Annotated in this window: 16 protein-coding genes; 15 read left to right on the top strand and 1 reads right to left on the bottom strand. The window is 72.7% G+C overall.

Annotated elements, in window-relative coordinates; translation table 11 throughout:
• Positions 1 to 3: 3 nt before the first annotated feature.
• Positions 4 to 2,268 (bottom strand): MMPL family transporter, encoded by a 2,265-nt coding sequence (locus tag V2J52_RS02345; protein WP_331226049.1) that lies wholly within the window; start codon positions 2,266 to 2,268, stop codon positions 4 to 6.
• An 88-nt stretch (positions 2,269 to 2,356) separates the two neighbouring features.
• Between V2J52_RS02345 and V2J52_RS02340 the strand changes: the two genes are divergently transcribed.
• The 15 genes from V2J52_RS02340 (at position 2,357) to V2J52_RS02270 (ending at position 17,289) form a co-directional block, all read left to right on the top strand.
• Complete coding sequence (locus V2J52_RS02340) at positions 2,357 to 3,835, top strand: threonine/serine exporter family protein (protein WP_331226048.1); 1,479 nt, start codon at positions 2,357 to 2,359, stop codon at positions 3,833 to 3,835.
• A 62-nt stretch (positions 3,836 to 3,897) separates the two neighbouring features.
• Positions 3,898 to 5,238, top strand: coding sequence for a replication-associated recombination protein A (locus V2J52_RS02335; RefSeq protein ID WP_331226047.1), 1,341 nt, complete (start codon positions 3,898 to 3,900; stop codon positions 5,236 to 5,238).
• A gap of 568 nt (positions 5,239 to 5,806) precedes the next feature.
• On the top strand, positions 5,807 to 6,439 hold the full coding sequence (gene rpsD, locus V2J52_RS02330; RefSeq protein WP_331226046.1) for a 30S ribosomal protein S4: 633 nt from the start codon (positions 5,807 to 5,809) through the stop codon (positions 6,437 to 6,439).
• A gap of 111 nt (positions 6,440 to 6,550) precedes the next feature.
• A complete protein-coding gene (locus tag V2J52_RS02325; RefSeq protein WP_331226045.1) occupies positions 6,551 to 6,898 on the top strand; it encodes a DUF948 domain-containing protein in 348 nt (115 codons plus the stop codon).
• Positions 6,898 to 7,152 carry a hypothetical protein gene (locus V2J52_RS02320; RefSeq protein ID WP_331226044.1) on the top strand — a complete coding sequence of 85 codons (255 nt, stop codon included), beginning with the start codon at positions 6,898 to 6,900 and terminating at the stop codon, positions 7,150 to 7,152. Before V2J52_RS02325 ends, V2J52_RS02320 begins: the two co-directional genes overlap by 1 nt.
• Before the next feature lie 44 nt (positions 7,153 to 7,196).
• Positions 7,197 to 9,893 (top strand): alanine--tRNA ligase, encoded by a 2,697-nt coding sequence (gene alaS, locus V2J52_RS02315; RefSeq protein ID WP_331226043.1) that lies wholly within the window; start codon positions 7,197 to 7,199, stop codon positions 9,891 to 9,893.
• A complete protein-coding gene (gene ruvX, locus V2J52_RS02310) occupies positions 9,890 to 10,396 on the top strand; it encodes a Holliday junction resolvase RuvX (protein WP_331226042.1) in 507 nt (168 codons plus the stop codon). Before alaS ends, ruvX begins: the two co-directional genes overlap by 4 nt.
• Positions 10,393 to 11,562, top strand: coding sequence for an endolytic transglycosylase MltG (gene mltG, locus V2J52_RS02305; RefSeq protein ID WP_331226041.1), 1,170 nt, complete (start codon positions 10,393 to 10,395; stop codon positions 11,560 to 11,562). Before ruvX ends, mltG begins: the two co-directional genes overlap by 4 nt.
• 4 nt (positions 11,563 to 11,566) lie before the next feature.
• Positions 11,567 to 12,505: a shikimate dehydrogenase gene (locus V2J52_RS02300; protein ID WP_331226040.1), complete on the top strand. Its 939-nt coding sequence runs from the start codon at positions 11,567 to 11,569 to the stop codon at positions 12,503 to 12,505.
• Positions 12,495 to 13,076, top strand: coding sequence for a prepilin peptidase (locus tag V2J52_RS02295; protein WP_331226039.1), 582 nt, complete (start codon positions 12,495 to 12,497; stop codon positions 13,074 to 13,076). Before V2J52_RS02300 ends, V2J52_RS02295 begins: the two co-directional genes overlap by 11 nt.
• A gap of 111 nt (positions 13,077 to 13,187) precedes the next feature.
• Positions 13,188 to 14,399: a chorismate synthase gene (gene aroC / locus V2J52_RS02290; protein WP_331226038.1), complete on the top strand. Its 1,212-nt coding sequence runs from the start codon at positions 13,188 to 13,190 to the stop codon at positions 14,397 to 14,399.
• The gene (locus V2J52_RS02285) at positions 14,396 to 14,935 is read left to right on the top strand and encodes a shikimate kinase (RefSeq protein WP_331226037.1); all 540 of its coding nucleotides are present in this window, start codon (positions 14,396 to 14,398) and stop codon (positions 14,933 to 14,935) included. The genes aroC and V2J52_RS02285 overlap by 4 nt, the downstream gene beginning before the upstream one ends.
• Positions 14,932 to 16,011, top strand: a complete 1,080-nt coding sequence (gene aroB, locus V2J52_RS02280) for a 3-dehydroquinate synthase (RefSeq protein WP_331226036.1) — start codon at positions 14,932 to 14,934, stop codon at positions 16,009 to 16,011. Before V2J52_RS02285 ends, aroB begins: the two co-directional genes overlap by 4 nt.
• Before the next feature lie 277 nt (positions 16,012 to 16,288).
• On the top strand, positions 16,289 to 16,921 hold the full coding sequence (locus V2J52_RS02275; protein WP_331226035.1) for a hypothetical protein: 633 nt from the start codon (positions 16,289 to 16,291) through the stop codon (positions 16,919 to 16,921).
• Positions 16,918 to 17,289 carry a hypothetical protein gene (locus tag V2J52_RS02270; RefSeq protein ID WP_331226034.1) on the top strand — a complete coding sequence of 124 codons (372 nt, stop codon included), beginning with the start codon at positions 16,918 to 16,920 and terminating at the stop codon, positions 17,287 to 17,289. Before V2J52_RS02275 ends, V2J52_RS02270 begins: the two co-directional genes overlap by 4 nt.
• The last annotated feature ends 1 nt before the right edge of the window (position 17,290 follow it).

Raw genomic sequence — 17,290 nt, 5'->3', positions numbered from 1 at the left:
GTTTCAGTGAGAGATGCCGACACGGGCATGGAGCGCCCGTAGCGGCGCGGGTGCCCACCAGTTCCACCGGCCGAGCAGAGTCATCGTCGCGGGCACGAGCAGCATCCGGACCAGCGTGGCGTCGACCAGCACGGTCACTGCCAGGGCGACCCCGACCTGCTTGATCATCATGAGCTCACCGGCGACGAAGCCAAGGAACACCAGCGCGATGATCAGCGCCGCAGACGTGATGATCCGGCCGGAGTGCTGCAGGCCGTGCTCGACGGCGGCGTCGTTGTCGTGCCCGGCGTCCCAGTACTCCTTGATCCGCGCGAGCAGGAACACCTCGTAGTCCATCGCCAGCCCGAAGCCGAAGGCGACGACGACCGCGACGACGTAGGACTCCAGACCGCCGACCGGCTCGAAGCCGAGCAGGCCCGACAGGTGCCCCTCCTGGAAGATCCACACCGTCACCCCCAGCGCCGCGGCGATCCCCAGCGCGTTGACCAGCAGCGCCTTGAGCGGGATGAGGAGCGAGCCGGTCATGAGGAAGAGCAGCGCGAAGGTCGCCAGCACCACGAGCGTCCCCGCGAGCGGCAGACCCTCGAGGATCGCCGCCACGAAGTCCTGCTGGTTGGCGGCCTGACCGACGACCCAGGTGCTGAAGCCGGGCTCGAGGTCGCGGATCGCGCGGACGACGTCGGTGGCCACCTCGCCGCCAGGGTCGGCCGAGTCGACGTCCACGCCGAGCACGGCGTGGTTGCCGTCAGGCGTCAGCCCGATCTCGGTGGTGCCGGTGACGCCGTCGAGCGCGGCGACCTCGGCGGCCCAGGCGGTCACCGCGGCCTGGTCGCCGTCCGCGACGACGACCACGGTCGGCGAGGCCGCACCGGGATAGTCCGAGCTGAGCTGGGTGATGAACTCGCGCTGGTCCGAGCCCGCCGGGATGAGGTCTGTGGTGGAGTTGCGCAGCTGCATGCCGAGCACCGGCGAAGCGAGCACGCCGAGGACGACGAGCACCGCCGTCAGCACCAGCCAGGGCCGGCGGTGCACCCCGCGGGCCAGCCGGGAGAACGCACCGTCCTCCGGCGGGACGTCGCCCAGCCGCGAGATGAGCCCGCGCAGCACCGGCACCCGGCGCAGGACCGACGGTCGTACCATCCGGTCACCGAGGAGCACGAGCAGCGCCGGCACGAGGGTGAGCGCGGTGGCCAGCGCGATGACGACGACGGCGACGCCCGCGGCACCGAGCGACTGCAGGATGTCCGGGGAGAGCAGCATGAGGGAGCTGACGGCGATCGCGATGGTCACCGCGGAGAAGGCCACGGTGCGGCCCGCCGTCGTCATCGTGCGACGGACCGCCCGGTCGGCGACGGACACGCGCCGGCGCCGGCGGCGCACCGGGATGCCGGCGGTCGCGGTGGCAAGCGCCTCGTCGGCCTCGGTGATGGCCCGCACCTCCTCGCGGAAGCGGGACACGATGAGCAGGCCGTAGTCGATCGACAGCCCCAGCCCGAGGACCGTCACCACGTTGACGACGACGGAGTCCAGCTCGATCATCCGGGAGAAGACCAGCAGCACGCCCATCCCGCCGGCGATCGACGCGAGGGCGCCGAGGAGCGGGATGCCCGCCGCGAGGAAGCCACCGAACACCACGACCATGACGAGCAGCGACAGCGGCAGCGCGATCGCCTCGCCGCGCACGAGGTCGGCTTCCAGCTGCTCGGTGACCGAGCCGGTGACGAGAGCGTTGCTGGACACGATGCCGGTAGCGGCGGGGGCGGCGTCGGCGAGGACGCCCGGCACCGTCCGCAGCTGCTCCTCCACGGCGACGCGCGCGGCGTCGTCCTCGAGCTCGGGTGCCATCTCCACGATGAGCAGGAAGCCGTCGCGGTGCTGGGACACCAGCGACGCAACGCGCGGGTCGGCCGGGCCCTCCGGCGCCTGGAACGGGTCGAGCACGTCCTGGACGCCGTCGCGCTCGAGCAGGTCCTCACGGACTGAGAACATCGCCGCGGCGAGGCTGGCGACCTCCGCCTCGTCGGCGAGGTCGGTACCGCGGACGAGCAGCGTCACCTGCTCGCCGCTCACGTCGTCGTCCGACAGCAGCTCGCGTCCCTCCTGGCTCTCTGCTCCCGGGACGCGCGGCTCCCCGGAGTGCAGCTGACCGAAGAGGCCCTCGCCGACCACCCCGAACGCCAGTGAGAGACAGGCGAGGACGATGAGCAGCCAGCTCATCACGGTGACAACCGGGCGGCGGATCACGCCGCGGGCGAGGGCATCGAGCACAGGGGGGATCCTCTCATCATTGCGCGGGCTCGCGGCGGCCGGCGGTCCCGCGTCGTCGTCCGCGCTCGGGTCCCGTACCGTCGTCTCCGTGGCCCGCGCTGACCCACCGCCGAACGAGGACCCGACCGCCGTGCCGGGGTCCGAGAGTCCGCGCGCCGAGGCGCACGTGCGGCGTGAGTCGCTGCTGCGAGAACGTGCCCGCCGGGTGGTCGCCGGGTACGGCCCGCCGACGTTGGCGTTCGCCCCCGCGCGGCGGCAGACCGAGCTCACCGCCGCGGTCGAGCGCTCGGTGCTCGACCTCGTGCTGCGCACCGGCGAGGCGATGATCGCCACCGGCGCCCCGGTTGCCGACGTCACCGCCGCCCTGCTGCGGCTCGCGGACGGCTACGGCGTTCGCAACTGCCACGTGGACATCACCTTCATCTCGATCGCCGCGTCGATCGACCGCGACGACGACCCGGTGACCAAGATCCGGGTGATCAGCGTCCGCACGTCCGACTACAGCCGGCTCGCTGCGCTGTTCGACATGGTCAACGCGATCGGCGAGGGCACGCTGGCGCTCGACGACGCGCACCGGCGCCTGGAGCGGATCCTCGCCGCGCCGCACCCCTACCGCCGGTGGGTGGTCACGGTGGCGCTGGGGGTCATGGCGGCCGCGATCGCCGGACTGCTCGGTGCCGGCTGGCAGGCGGCCCTGCTCGCCGCGCTCACTACCGCCGTCATCGACCGGGTGCTGCGCGGGCTGCGGCGCATCGGCCTGCCCTACATCTTCCAGCAGGCGGCGGGCGCCGGGATCGCCACGACCGTGGCGCTCGTGCTGCTGTGGGGGCAGGAGCAGTTCGGCTGGGACCGCGCCCTGCTGCCGCCGTCGCTCGTCGTGGCTTCCGGGATCGTCGTCCTCCTCGCCGGGATGTCGTTGGTGAGCGCCGCCGAGGACGCCATCTCCGGCTACCCGCTCACCGCCGCGGCCAAGGCCTTCGAGGTGGCGCTCTACACCATCGGACTGGTGGTCGGGATCGGGTTCGTGCTGGACGTCGGGCAGCGCCTGGGCATCCCACTTCGGATCGGGGACGTGTTCGGCACCGCTCCGTCGGTGGGAATCCAGCTCGTGTGCGGTGCCGTCATCGCCGGTTCGTGGGCGGTGGCGTCCTACACCCGGGCGAAGAAGGTGTGGCTCGTCTCTGGCGTCGGTGCGGCGTCCGCCGGGGTCGCCTTCGTCGTCGACTCCTACTGGCTCGGCCCCGCCGGCGCGGCCTTCTTCGCCGCCCTCGTCGTCGGCCTGCTCGCCGGGGTGATCGGCGACCGGGGGAACCTGCCGTCGCTCGTCGTGTCGGTCTGCGGTGTCACGCCACTGCTCCCCGGGCTGTCGATCTACGCCGCGATGTTCGCGTTCGTCGAGTCCGGTGACGTCATCGGCGGGTCGCAGCTGGCGATCCGCGCGCTGTCGGTCGGGCTGGCGCTGGCCGCCGGGGTGACCCTGGGGGAGTTCTGCGCCTCCCCGTTGCGCTCGGAGATGGACAAGTGGGAGCGGCGGGTCAGCATGCGCGCCCGCGGCACCCGCATCTGACGGCCGTGGGGCCGACCCCGCGGGAAGGGGAGGACGTCGGTACGGCGTCGTAGGCTCGGGGAGTGGACCTCTTCGACGCCGCTGGAGCGGACAACGCCGGCGTGCCGACCGTGCGCGCCGACGCACCGCTCGCGGTCCGGATGCGGCCGGCCAGCCTCGAGGAGGTGCTCGGTCAGCAGCACCTGCTTCGCGCGGGATCACCGCTGCGGCGTCTGGTGGAGCCCGGCGACGACCGGCGCGTGGGGGCGTCGTCCGTCGTGCTCTGGGGGCCTCCCGGTACCGGCAAGACCACGCTCGCCTACCTCGTGGCCCACGGTTCTAAGCGTCGCTTCGTCGAGCTCTCCGCGGTGACCGCCGGAGTCAAGGACGTCCGGGTGGTCGTGGAGGACGCCCGGCGGCGCCTGGTCACCAGCGGCGACGAGACCGTGCTGTTCATCGACGAGGTCCACCGCTTCTCCAAGACCCAGCAGGACGCGCTGCTGCCCTCGGTGGAGAACGGCTGGGTGACGCTCGTCGCGGCCACCACCGAGAACCCCAGCTTCTCGGTGATCTCGCCGCTGCTCTCGCGTTCGCTGCTGCTCACCCTGCAGCCGCTGGAGCCTGACGACATCCGCGAGCTCGTCGACCGCGCCCTCACCGACGAGCGCGGCCTGGCGGACCGGTACGAGATGCACGACGACGCCGTCGACCACCTCGTGCGGCTCGCCGGCGCCGACGCACGCAAGGCGCTGACCATCCTCGAGGCCGCCGCCGGCTCGGCGACGGCCGGCGTCATCGACCTCGAGACCGTCGAGCGGGCGATCGACGTCGCCGCGGTGCGGTACGACCGCACCGGTGACCAGCACTACGACGTCACGAGCGCCTTCATCAAGTCGATGCGAGGTTCCGACGTCGACGCCGCGCTGCACTACCTGGCCCGGATGATCGTCGCCGGCGAGGACCCGCGGTTCATCGCCCGGCGGGTCGTCATCGCGGCCGCCGAGGAGGTGGGCATGGCGGACCCGTCCGCGCTGCAGACCGCGGTCGCCGCCGCGCAGGCGGTGCAGCTGATCGGGATGCCGGAGGCGAGCCTCATCCTCTCCGAGGCGGTCGTGCACGTCGCCACCGCGCCCAAGTCCAACGCCTCCTACAAGGCGATCGGCGCGGCGATGGCGGACGTCCGGGCCGGCAAGGCTGGTGCGGTCCCGCTCCACCTGCGTGACGCCCACTACTCCGGCGCCAAGGACCTCGGGCACGGCAAGGAGTACGTGTACGCCCACGACGAGCCGCACGGCGTCGCCGCGCAGCAGTACCTCCCGGACGAGCTCGTCGGCACCACCTACTACGAGCCACGCCCCCGCGGCTTCGAGCGCGACATCACCACCCGCCTCGACCGGATCCGCCAGCTCCTCACCGACACCTGACCCACCGCCCCCGCCCCTGCCCCCGCCGACAGCAGGATCCTCGCCGACAGCAGACTTGTCCCCGACAGCGGGATTATCGCCGACAGCGGGATTGTCCACGCGGTCGAGCTCCCGTCCCAGACCCCCTTCGCCGACAGCGGGATTGTCCACGTGGCCGAGGCTCCGTCCCAGCAACCTCCCCTCGCCGACAGCGGGATTGTCCACGTGGCAGAGGTCTCGCCCACAGTTGCGTTGGCCCGGCGGGCAAGGTTCGCGCACCGGACTGCTTTGCTGGACGCCTGCTCCTGCAGACAACCCTGCTCTCGGCGACAACCCTGCTCTCGGCGACAAGTCTGCTGTCGGCGACGAGGCTGCTGTCGGCGACAAGTCTGCTCTCGGGGACAAGTCTGCTCTCGGGGACAAGTCTGCTCTCGGGGACAAGTCTGCTCTCGGCGGTGAGGGGTGGGTGGGGGCTGGTAGAGTGATGCGGTTGCCTTCGGGCACCCCTGGGGTCCTCGCCGACATGGTTGGCCCCGCGCGACGGGAGATCACCCGACCGCGTGACATCAGAGACAGGAAGTTCATACACGTGAGCAAGAACAACCAGGCGCGCTCGCGCCGCCAGGTGCGCCTCTCGCGCGCGCTGGGCCTCGCCCTGACGCCCAAGGCCGTCAAGCACTTCGAGAAGCGTCCCTACCCGCCCGGGGAGCACGGCCGTGCCCGCCGTCGTACCGAGTCCGACTACGCCGTGCGTCTCAAGGAGAAGCAGCGGCTGCGCGCCCAGTACGGCCTGCGCGAGGTGCAGATCTCGCGGGTGTTCGAGGAGGCTCGTCGCGAGCCCGGCATGACCGGTGAGTCGCTGGTCGAGCTGCTCGAGATGCGTCTCGACGCCCTCGTGCTGCGCTCGGGCTTCGCCCGGACCATCGCCCAGGCGCGTCAGGCCGTGGTGCACCGCCACATCCTCGTCGACGGCAAGCTCGTCGACCGCCCGTCCTTCCGGGTCACCCCCGGCCAGGTCATCCAGGTCAAGCCGAAGAGCCAGGCGATGACCCCGTTCCAGATCGCCGCTGCCGGCGCCCACCGCGACGTGCTGCCGAACGTCCCGGGCTACCTCGACGTCGAGCTCGAGAAGCTCCGGGTCGAGCTGACCCGCCGCCCCAAGCGTGACGAGGTCCCGATCACCTGCGACGTGCAGCTCGTCGTCGAGTACTACTCGCGCTGACGCACCCGCGCCAACCGTCACGCACGCCCCGGGTACCGGCACCACCGGTACCCGGGGCGTGCGTGTCCAGGTAGCCTTCCCAGAGCCAGCCCCAGCCTCAAGGAGCCCTTCATGAACCTCGGCGACATCGCCGGCATCGTGGCCGCCATCGCGTTCGTCGCGCTGGTCGCCTTCCTTGCCGTGCCGCTCCTCAAGGTCGGCAAGGTGCTCGACGCCGCGACCGACTCGGTCCGTGAAGTCACCAGCCACGCGCTGCCGATCATCGACGAGGCCGCGGCCACCATCACCGCCGGCAACGCACAGCTGGCGAAGGTCGACACCATCACGACGTCGGCGGCCGAGGTCTCGCAGAACGTCTCGGCCGTGACGACGCTGGTCTCGGCCACCGTCGGTGGGCCGCTCATCAAGATCTCCGCCTTCTCCTTCGCGGTGCGGCGGCTGTTCCGGCGGGCCGACTGATGCGTCGCCCCGTCATCGTCGTCGGCGTCGTGGTCGCGATGGCAGTGCTCGCCGTGCCCGCGGTCCGCCGCGGCATCGCCGGCCGGGTGGCGGCCCTGGGTGCCGGTGTCCGGACCCGGGTGGCAGACTTCCGGCTGGACTTCGACACCCGTGAGGCAGAGCTGCGCGCCCAGCTGCTCCCCAGCCCAGAGGACGTCAAGAGCGCGGAGCGGCGGCGTGCCGCCGTCACCCGCGACGACGTCGAGCCGTACTGACCGCGGCCGCCGCCGACGGCCTTCCATCCCCGACCCGAGGACCCATGCGCACCGCTGAGATCCGATCCCGCTGGATCGACTACTTCGCCAAGCACGACCACCACATCGCCGAGTCCGTGCCGCTGGTGTCGCCAGATCCGTCGATCCTCTTCACGATCGCGGGGATGGTGCCCTTCATCCCGTACATCGTCGGGACCCAGCAGGCGCCGTGGCCGCGGGTCGCCTCGGTGCAGAAGTGCTTGCGCACCAACGACATCGAGAACGTCGGGCGCACGACGCGCCACGGCACGTTCTTCCAGATGAACGGCAACTTCTCCTTCGGTGACTACTTCAAGGAGGGGGCGATCAACTACGCCTGGGAGCTGCTCACCAGCGCCCAGGCCGACGGCGGGTACGGCCTGGCGGGGGACCGGATGTGGGTGACCATCTGGGACCAGGACGCCGAGGCGCTCGACGCGCTCACCCGCGTGGGCGTGGACCCGCGCCAGATCGTGCGGCTGCCGCGCGAGGAGAACTTCTGGGACACCGGACGCCCGGGCCCGGCGGGCCCCTGCGCGGAGTTCCACTACGACCGCGGGCCGGAGTTCGGCCCCGACGCCGTCGGCGGCACCGTGGACCCCGGGGGCGACCGGTACCTCGAGGTGTGGAACCTGGTCTTCGACCAGTTCCTCCGCGGCGAGGGCACCGGCAAGGATTACCCGCTGCTGCGCGAGCTCGACCAGAAGAGCATCGACACCGGCGCGGGCCTGGAGCGCATCGCCTACCTGCTCCAGGGCAAGAACAACATGTACGAGATCGACGAGGTCTTCCCGCTCATCCAGACCACCGAGCAGGTGACCGGCCGCCGGTACGGCGCCGACGAGGAGGACGACGTCCGGATGCGGATCGTCGCCGACCACGTCCGTTCCTCCCTCATGCTCATCGGCGACGGCGTCCGCCCGGGTAACGACGGGCGCGGCTACGTGCTGCGCCGGCTGCTGCGCCGTGCGGTGCGCTCGGTGCGCCTGCTCGGCGTGGACGAGCCGGTGCTGCCCGCGCTGCTGCCGGTGGCCAAGGACGCCATGGTGGCGTCCTACCCGGAGCTGGCGACGCAGTTCCCGGTGATCTCCGAGGTCGCCTACGGCGAGGAGGACGCGTTCCGCCGAACCCTGGCGGCCGGCACCACCATCCTCGACACCGCGGTGAGCCGCGTCCGGACCGCCACCGCCGACGGCGACCAGCCGCGGCTCGGCGGCGCCGACGCCTTCGCCCTGCACGACACCTACGGCTTCCCGATCGACCTCACCCTGGAGATGGCGGCCGAGCACGGCGTCAGCGTCGACGAGCAGGGTTTCCGCGACCTCATGGCGCAGCAGCGCGAGCGTGCCCGCGCCGACGCGCTGGCGAAGAAGTCCGGGCATGTCGACCCGGCCCACTACCACGAGCTGCACACCCAGCTCGGGGGCAGTACCGAGTTCGTCGGCTACACCGACCCCACCGCCGACGTCCGTCTCGTCGGCCTGCTCGTCGACGGCGAGCCCGTCCCCGCCGCGACGGCGCCCGCCGAGGTCGAGGTTGTGCTCGACCGCACACCGTTCTACGCCGAGGCCGGCGGCCAGCTCGCCGACCACGGCACCATCAGCCTGCAGGGCGGCGGGCTGATCGACGTCGAGGACGTCCAGTCCCCGGTCAAGGGCATGTCGGTGCACCGCGGCCGGCTCGTCGAGGGCACCGTCACCCTCGACGAGACCGGCGTCGCGGCGATCGACACCGCCCGACGCAAGGCCATCGCGCGCGCCCACAGCGCCACCCACATGGTCCACAAGGTGCTGCACGAGTCGCTCGGTGAGCAGGCCACCCAGGCAGGCTCGGAGAACGCCCCGTCCCGGCTGCGCCTCGACTTCCGCCACGGCGCCCAGATCCCGGGCGGCGTGATCGGCGAGATCGAGGAGCGCGTCAACGCCCAGCTCGCCGAGGACCTCGAGGTCACCGACGAGATCATGGACATCGACGCCGCCCGTGCCTCGGGCGCGATGGCGCTGTTCGGCGAGAAGTACGGCTCGCGGGTGCGGGTCGTGTCCATCGGTGGCGACTGGTCACGCGAGCTGTGCGCCGGCACGCACGTGCCGCGCACCGGCAGCATCGGACGCGTCGCGCTGCTGGGCGAGTCCTCGATCGGCTCCGGCGTCCGCCGCGTCGACGCTCTCGTCGGGGACCGGGCGTACGGCTTCCAGGCGAAGGAGCACGCACTCGTCGGGCAGGTCACCACCCTGCTGGGCGGCCGCCCCGAGGAGCTGCCCGAGCGAATCTCCGGCCTCATGTCCCGGCTGAAGTCGGTGGAGAAGGAGCTCGCGGGCCTGCGCCAGCAGCAGCTCCTCGCCGCCGCCGGCGAGATCGCCGCAGCGGCCGAGGACGTCGCCGGTTCCACCGTCGTCACGCACGACGCCGGGGAGGTCGCCGGCGGTGACGGGCTGCGCACGCTCGCCCTCGACATCCGCGCCCGGTTGGGGGACTCCCGGCCCGCCGCCGTCGCGATCGCCGGAGTGGCCGGCGGGCGGCCCATCGTCGTCGTGGCCACCAACGCCTCGGGCCGCGAGGCCGGTCTGCGCGCCGGCCAGCTCGTCCGCACCGCCGCGACCGCCCTCGGTGGCGGTGGCGGTGGAAAGGACGACGTCGCCCAGGGCGGCGGGACCGACCCTGCCGCGGTGCCCGCCGCGCTGGCTGCTATCCGCGAGTCGATCGCCGAGGTGCTCGCCCCATGACAGCACCCGCCACGGGCGGCATGCGCCGCGGGATCCGGTTGGGGATCGACGTCGGCTCGGTCCGCGTCGGCGTCGCGCGCTCCGATCGTGACGGGATCCTTGCCACCCCGGTGGCAACGCTCAACGCGACCGACCGCGCCCAGCAGCTCATCGACCTGCGTCGCATCGTCGACGAGTACGAGCCGATCGAGATCGTCATCGGGCTGCCCAGGCACCTGTCGGGCGGGGAGGGGGCCGCGGCGGCTGTCGTGCGCGAGTACGCTGGTGCCGTCGTCACCGCCTGCCCGGACGTACCGGTCAGACTTGTCGACGAGCGCCTGACGACTGTCACCGCGCACCAGGCCCTGCACAGCTCGGGGCGACCGGGACGGCGCCACCGCGCCGTCGTGGACCAGGTGGCGGCAGTGATGATCCTGCAGTCGGCGTTGGACCAGGAACGCAGCACGGGGGAGCCGGCGGGGGAGATCGTCACCCGCGGCGACACCGAGGAGGCCCGACCGTGAGCGATCTGTTCGACGAGAGTCTCGTCGTCACCGAACCGCACGACTCCGCGACCGAGCGGCGCGCCGCCCGGCGCGACCGCGTCCAGCGCCGACGCCAGCGACGGCGGCGCACCGCGATCGCGGTCGTGCTCAGCATCGTCCTCGTCGTCGGCCTCGGCGCCACCGCCATCCTCGTGCTTCGCCCGCTCTTCACCGACCGTGAGTCCCCCGCGGCGGATGACTTCGCCGGACCGGGCTCTGGCAGCGCGACCGTCGTCGTGCATGAAGGAGCCTCCGGCGGCGAGATCGGGGACATCCTCTCCGAGGGCGGTGTCGTCGCCTCGCGCCAGGCTTTTGTGCAGGCGTTCAACGCCAACCCGCAGGCACCGCAGATCCAGCCCGGGACCTACGAGCTGATGCTCGAGATGCGGGCCGTCGACGCCGTCACCGCACTGCTCGACCCGGCGAACAAGTCCGAGCTGCGGGTGACCGTCCCCGAGGGGTGGCGCGCCTCGCAGATCTACGAACGCGTGGCGAGCATCGCGCAGATCCCGTTGGAGGAGGTCGAGGCGGTTGCCGCCGACACCGATGCCATCGGCCTGCCCGAGCAGGCCGGCGGGAACCCCGAGGGCTGGCTCGCCGCGGCGACCTTCACCTTCCAGCCCGAGGCCGACGCCACCGAGATCCTCAGCACCATGGTCGCGCAGACGGTGAGCACCCTGGACCGGCTGGGCGTACCGGCCGAGGACCAGCAGGCGGTGCTCACCAAGGCGTCGATCGTCGAGCGCGAGGTGTTCGTGGCCGAGGACTACGGCCGCGTCGCCCGGGTGATCGAGAACCGGCTGACCGACGTCGACGACGTCAACGGCCGGCTGCAGATGGACTCCACGGTCCTCTACGGCGCCGGGCGGGTCGGGGGCATCCCCACCCGTGCCGAGCTCGAGGACGACAACCCGTACAACACCTACGTGCACCCGGGCCTGCCGCCGACGCCGATCGGTGCCCCCGGCGCCGCGGCTGTCGAAGCGGTGCTCAACCCGCCCGAGGGTGACTGGCTGTACTTCGTCACCATCAACCTCGAGACCGGTGAGACCCGCTTCAGCGGCGACTACGCCGAGCACCAGCGCAACATCGTCGAGCTCAACCAGTGGCTCGAGGAGAACCCGCTGGGCACCGACGAGGGCTGAGCCGATGACCACCCCGCCCGCCGGCGCACCGGCGACCACCCTGCCCACCTACGACGTCGCGGCCCGCGGCTCGCTGCCCGCCGGCGCCAAGCGCGCCGCCGTCCTCGGGTCGCCGATCGCTCACTCGCTGTCACCGGTGCTCCACGGGGCCGCCTACGAGGCACTGGGGATCGACTGGGTGTACGGCCTCGCGGAGGTCGACGAGGCAGGGATCGGGAGCGCGGTGGCGGCCCTCGACGAGGAGTGGGGCGGGCTGTCGCTCACCATGCCGCTCAAGCACGCGGCCATCGCCCACCTCGACGTCATCGAGCCCCTCGCCGAGGTGGTCGGCGCCGTCAACACGGTGATCGTCCAGCCAGGCATGCTCGTCGGCGCCAACACCGACGTTCACGGCGTCGTGGCCGCGCTGCGCGAGGCCGCCGACGACGCGGGCTGGCAGCCGCGCAACGCCGTCATCCTCGGCGCCGGCGCCACGGCCGCCTCGAGCCTCGCCGCGCTGGCAGAGCTTGGCATCACCTCCTCGGTCGTCCTCGCGCGCAACCCGGCGCGGGCAGCCGCCACCCAGCTCGCGGCGCACCGGATGGGCGTGACGATCAACGTCCGCCGCTGGACCAGCACCGAGCAGGCCCGTGACCTCGTCGCCGGCGCCCAGGTGGTGGTGTCCTCCGTGCCCGCCGGCGCGGCGGACGAGCTGGGTCGGTCGCTGGCCGAGACGCTCGTCCCGGGCCAGACCGCCGGTGGCGTCCTGCTCGACGTCAGCTATGCCTCGGGGCCGAGCGAGATCGCCCGAGGCTACGCGACCGGCGGGGGAGCGATCGCGCCGGGCTGGGCGATGCTCCTCCACCAGGCCGCCGAGCAGGTCCGCCTGATGACCGGGCGGGTGGCGCCGGTGGCGGCGATGCGTTCGGCGCTGGACGCTGCCGTCGCTGCCCGTGCCGGCTGAGACCGGCACCGGCGTGAGCTGGTGGCGTCGTCCCGCGGTGGTGACGGCGTGGTGCGTCCTCGCTGCCGCTCTCGCCGTCTGGGCACGCGGCGCGCAGCCCGACGTCCTCGCAGCGGTGGTGCTCGCGGTGGCCGGCGTGCTGCTCGCCGTCGAGGACTTTGCGCGGCACCGGCTGCCGAACGCCGTCATGCAGCCAACGGCAGTGGCGCTGGTGCTGCTGCTCGCGGTCGCCGCGCTGCTCGACGGCGCATGGTCCGGCCTGCTCCGCGGGATCCTCGCCGCGGTGGTGTGCGGCGGGCTCTACCTGCTGCTCGCTCTCGCCCGACCCACCGGCCTCGGCCTCGGGGACGTCAAGCTCGGCGCGCTGCTCGGGCTGTGGCTCGGCTGGCTCGGCTGGCAGGCGGTCGTCGTCGGCGTCCTCGCGGGGTTCGTCGTCGGTGGCGTCGTGGGCCTGGCCCTCATCGCGGTCCGGCGGGCCGATCGCCGCAGCGCCATCGCCTTCGGCCCCTGGATGCTGCTGGGCGCCGCCATCGCGACCGCCGTGCCGACCGGCACCGTGCTGCCGCTCTGACATCGCGCCCGGTCCCTGGCGCCGCACCTGGTCCGCACTGGCGCGCCACGGCGTCCGCCGCCGCGTGGACGGCTGCCGGACTCACGTCGTCGTCGTGGGAAGATGGCCACCATGCGTTGGTTGACAGCTGGAGAGTCGCACGGCCAAGCCCTCGTCGGCATCATCGAAGGCCTGCCGGCCGGGGTGAGGATCTCGACGTCGCAGGTGCAGGAGGTGCTCGCCCGACGGCGCCTCGGCTACGGCCGCGGCGCCCGGATGAAGTTCGAGAAGGACGCCGTCCGGCTGCTCGGCGGCGTCCGTCACGGCGAGACGATGGGTGGCCCGGTCGCCATCGAGATCGGCAACTCGGAGTGGCCCAAGTGGGAGACCGTGATGTCACCCGACGAGGTGCCCACCGAGGCGCTCGACGTCGACGCCGGCATCGGTGACCACCGCGAGCAGGCACGCAACAAGCCGCTCACCCGCCCCCGCCCCGGCCACGCCGACCTCGTCGGGATGGCGAAGTACCACCTCGAGGACGCCCGCCCGGTCCTCGAGCGCGCCAGCGCCCGGGAGACCGCCACCCGCGTGGCGCTCGGCACGGTCGCCGCCGCCCTCCTCGAGCAGGTCGCCGGGGCGCGGCTGGTGTCCCACGTGGTCTCCGTCGGCGAGATCGAGGTGCCCGACGACGCGGCGCTGCCCACCCCCGACGACGCCGCGGCGCTCGACGCCGACCCGATCCGCTGCTTCCACCCCGAGACGTCCGCGGCGATGGTCGAGGAGATCGATGCGTGCCGCAAGGACGGCGACACCCTCGGCGGCGTCGTCGAGGTCCTCGTCTACGGCCTGCCGCCGGGCCTCGGTTCCTTCGTCCACGGCGACCGCAAGCTCGACAGCCGCCTCGCCGGCGCCGTCATGGGCATCCAGGCGATCAAGGGCGTGGAGATCGGCGACGGCTTCCGCACCGCGCGACGCCGCGGCTCGGCCGCCCACGACGAGATCGTCCGGGAGGACGGCACGCTGCAGCGCGTGACCAACCGTGCCGGCGGCATCGAGGGCGGCATGAGCAACGGCGAGGTGCTGCGGGTGCGTGCCGCGCTCAAGCCGATCTCCACCGTCCCGCGTGCGCTGCGCACCATCGACATCGTCACCGGCGAGGCCGCCACGGCGATCCACCAGCGGTCCGACGTGTGCGCCGCCGCACCGGCCGCCGTCATCGTCGAGGCGATGACCGCCCTCGTGCTCGCGCAGGCGCTGCTGGAGAAGACCGGCGGCGACTCGGTCGCCGAGGCCACCCGCAACCTCAGCGCCTACCTCGAGTCGATCCCCGGGACCATGCGATGAGCCGGGTAAAGGTTGTCCTCGTCGGTCCTCCCGGCGCCGGAAAGACCACCGTCGGCTCCGAGCTCGCGGTCCGGCTGGGCGTCGCGTTCCTCGACACCGACGCCGAGGTCGAGCGGACCACCGGCCGCACCATCTCGGAGATCTTCCTCGACGACGGCGAGGAGCACTTCCGGGCGCTGGAGCACCAGGCCGTGATCGACACCCTCGGCCGGCACGACGGCGTCCTCGCGCTCGGCGGCGGCGCGATCCTCGACGAGCGCACCCGCCGGTCCCTCGACGTCGTGCCCGTCGTCTTCCTCGACGTCTCGATGGCCAAGGCGATGCCGCGCGTCGGTATGACCGGCGCCCGTCCGCTGCTCGTCGGCAGCCCCCGGGCGCAGTGGAAGATCCTCGCGGACGCCCGCCGGCCGCTGTACGAGGAGGTCGCCGGGCTCGTGCTCGACACCGACAAAGAGGCACCGGACCGGCTCGCCACCGTGATCGCCTCGGCGCTGGAGCACGGTGAGCTCGTCGCCTCCGCCGGGAGGACGGTATGACCGCTGCTCGGATCCCGGTCCACGCGGAGCACGACTACGAGGTCGTCGTCGGGCGTGGGCTCGACGACGAGGTCGCCGTGCTCGTGGGTAGCGAGCCGCGTCGGGTCCTGCTCGTCCACCAGCCCCCGCAGCAGCAGCGCGCAGCTGCTCTGGCCGAGCGGCTGCGGGCCGTCGGCCACACCGTCGAGCCGGCGGTGGTGCCCGACGGCGAGGCCGCCAAGACCCAGGCCGTGCTCGGTGACCTCTGGGGCCGGCTCGGCCGTGCCGGCTTCGGGCGCCAGGACCTCGTCATCGGTCTCGGTGGGGGAGCCGCCACCGACCTCGCCGGCTTCGTCGCCGCGTCCTGGCTGCGCGGCGTCGCCGTCATCCAGGTCCCGACGACGGTGCTCGCCATGGTCGACGCCGCGGTGGGCGGCAAGACTGGCATCAACACCGCCGAGGGCAAGAACCTCGTCGGTGCCTTCCACTCCCCGCGCGGCGTGGTGTGCGACCTCGACACCCTCGCCACGCTGCCCGCCGAAGACCACGCCGCCGGCTTGGCCGAGGTGGTCAAGGCCGGCTTCATCGCCGACCCGGTGATCCTCGACCTCGTTGCCGCCGACGACGGCGCCGCCGCACGCGATCCCCGCTCGGACGTGCTCGACGAGCTCGTCCGCCGGAGCATCGCGGTCAAGGCCGAGGTGGTCTCGGCCGACCTGCGTGAGGCCGGGCGCCGCGAGTTCCTCAACTACGGGCACACCCTCGCGCACGCCATCGAGCTCAGCGAGGACTTCCGGTGGCGCCACGGCGACGCCGTGGCCGTCGGGATGGTGTTCGCCGCCGAGCTGGCGCGGGCCGCGGGCCGGCTCACCGCCGACGACGTCGCCCGGCACCGGACGATCCTCGGCGCGCTCGGGCTGCCGCTGACCTACCGGCAGGACCGCTGGCCCCGCCTGCTCGAGGCGATGGGACGGGACAAGAAGACGCGCGGCTCCCGGCTGCGGTTCGTCGTGCTCGACGCGATCGGCACCCCGAGCCGTCTCGAGGACCCCGACCCACACCTGCTCGAGCACGCCTACGCCGCCATCGCCCCCTAACCCCCTACCCCCCCTGCCGCCGACAGCGGGATTGTCGCCGACAGCGGGATTGTCCGCGACAGCCGACTTGTCACCGACAGCGGGATTGTCAGCGAGCTCCACCGCTCTCGGCAACATGGGGGTCGCGTGGACAATCCCGCTCTCGGCAACATTCGGGGGCGTCTCGGCAACGCGGTCGCGTGGACAATCCCGCTCTCGGCAGCATTTTTTGGGGGGAGGGGGTATGCCTGAAGGGTGGGGCCTTGATCTTGGGGGATCAAGGGGCTAGGCTTGAGGAATGTTCGTGCTGACGATCGACCAAAAGTCGAGCCAGACCCGTGGGGACGATGTCCCCGCGCTGCTCGACCACGTGGCCCGCTGGCAGGCGGTCCTCGGCCGCGACCCGTTCGTGCTGCCGATGGTCCGCACCGTTGGGGACGAGGTGCAGGGGGTGCTCGACGCCGCCGCAGACGTCGTCGACCTCGCGCTGCGGCTGCAGCGGCTGGGCGGCTGGAGCGTCGGGATCGGGGCCGGCCCGGTGAGCGAGCCGCTCGCCGACACCGCCGCCGCCAGTGCCGGGCCGGCGTTCGTGCACGCGAGGGCGGCGGTGGAGCGCGCCCGCGGTCGTGCGGTGAGCATCCCGCTCGCCGTCGAGGGGGAGGACCCGCAGGCCGCCGACGACGCCGAGGCGCTGCTCCAGATGCTCGGCCTGGTGGTGCGTCGGCGCAGCCCCGAGGGGTGGGAGATCATCGACCTCATGGACACCGTGCCCACTCAGCGACGCGCTGCGGAGGAGCTGGACATCAGCGCCCAGGCGGTGAGCCAGCGGCTCGCCACCGCGATGTGGCAGGAGGAGCAGCGGCTCCACCCGCTCGCCGCCCGCCTGCTGGACGACGCCGGTGCGGACCGAGACGCCGAGGCGGACCGATGAGCTGGGCGATCGCGGGGGCCTTCGCCGGGGTGCTGCTGCTTTCCGTCCTCGGCGGGCGCTTGGCGACTGGCCGGGTGCTGCGCCGCTGGCAGCCCGACCCGCCCGACGGCGGCATCGCCCGCGGTGGCGCGTGGATCGGGATGCTCGAGCGGCTGGCGATCACCGGCGCGGTGCTCGCCGGCTTCCCGGAGGCCGTCGCCGTCGTCCTGGCGGTCAAGGGCCTGGGCCGCTACCCGGAGCTGCGCGAGCCGCACCCGGACCGACGCGGGCCGTCGGCCGAGCTGTTCATCATCGGCACGCTGGTCTCCTACACCTGGGCCGGCGCCTGTGCCGTGCTGGGACTCTGGGCGCGCCACGCGTTAGGCTGAG

This window comes from Georgenia sunbinii, from assembly GCF_036421875.1.
In the GTDB taxonomy this organism is placed as follows: Bacteria; Actinomycetota; Actinomycetes; order Actinomycetales; family Actinomycetaceae; genus Georgenia_B; species Georgenia_B sunbinii.
Note: the sequence above shows the minus strand (reverse complement) of the source record. Positions and strands in the feature narration are given on the sequence as shown.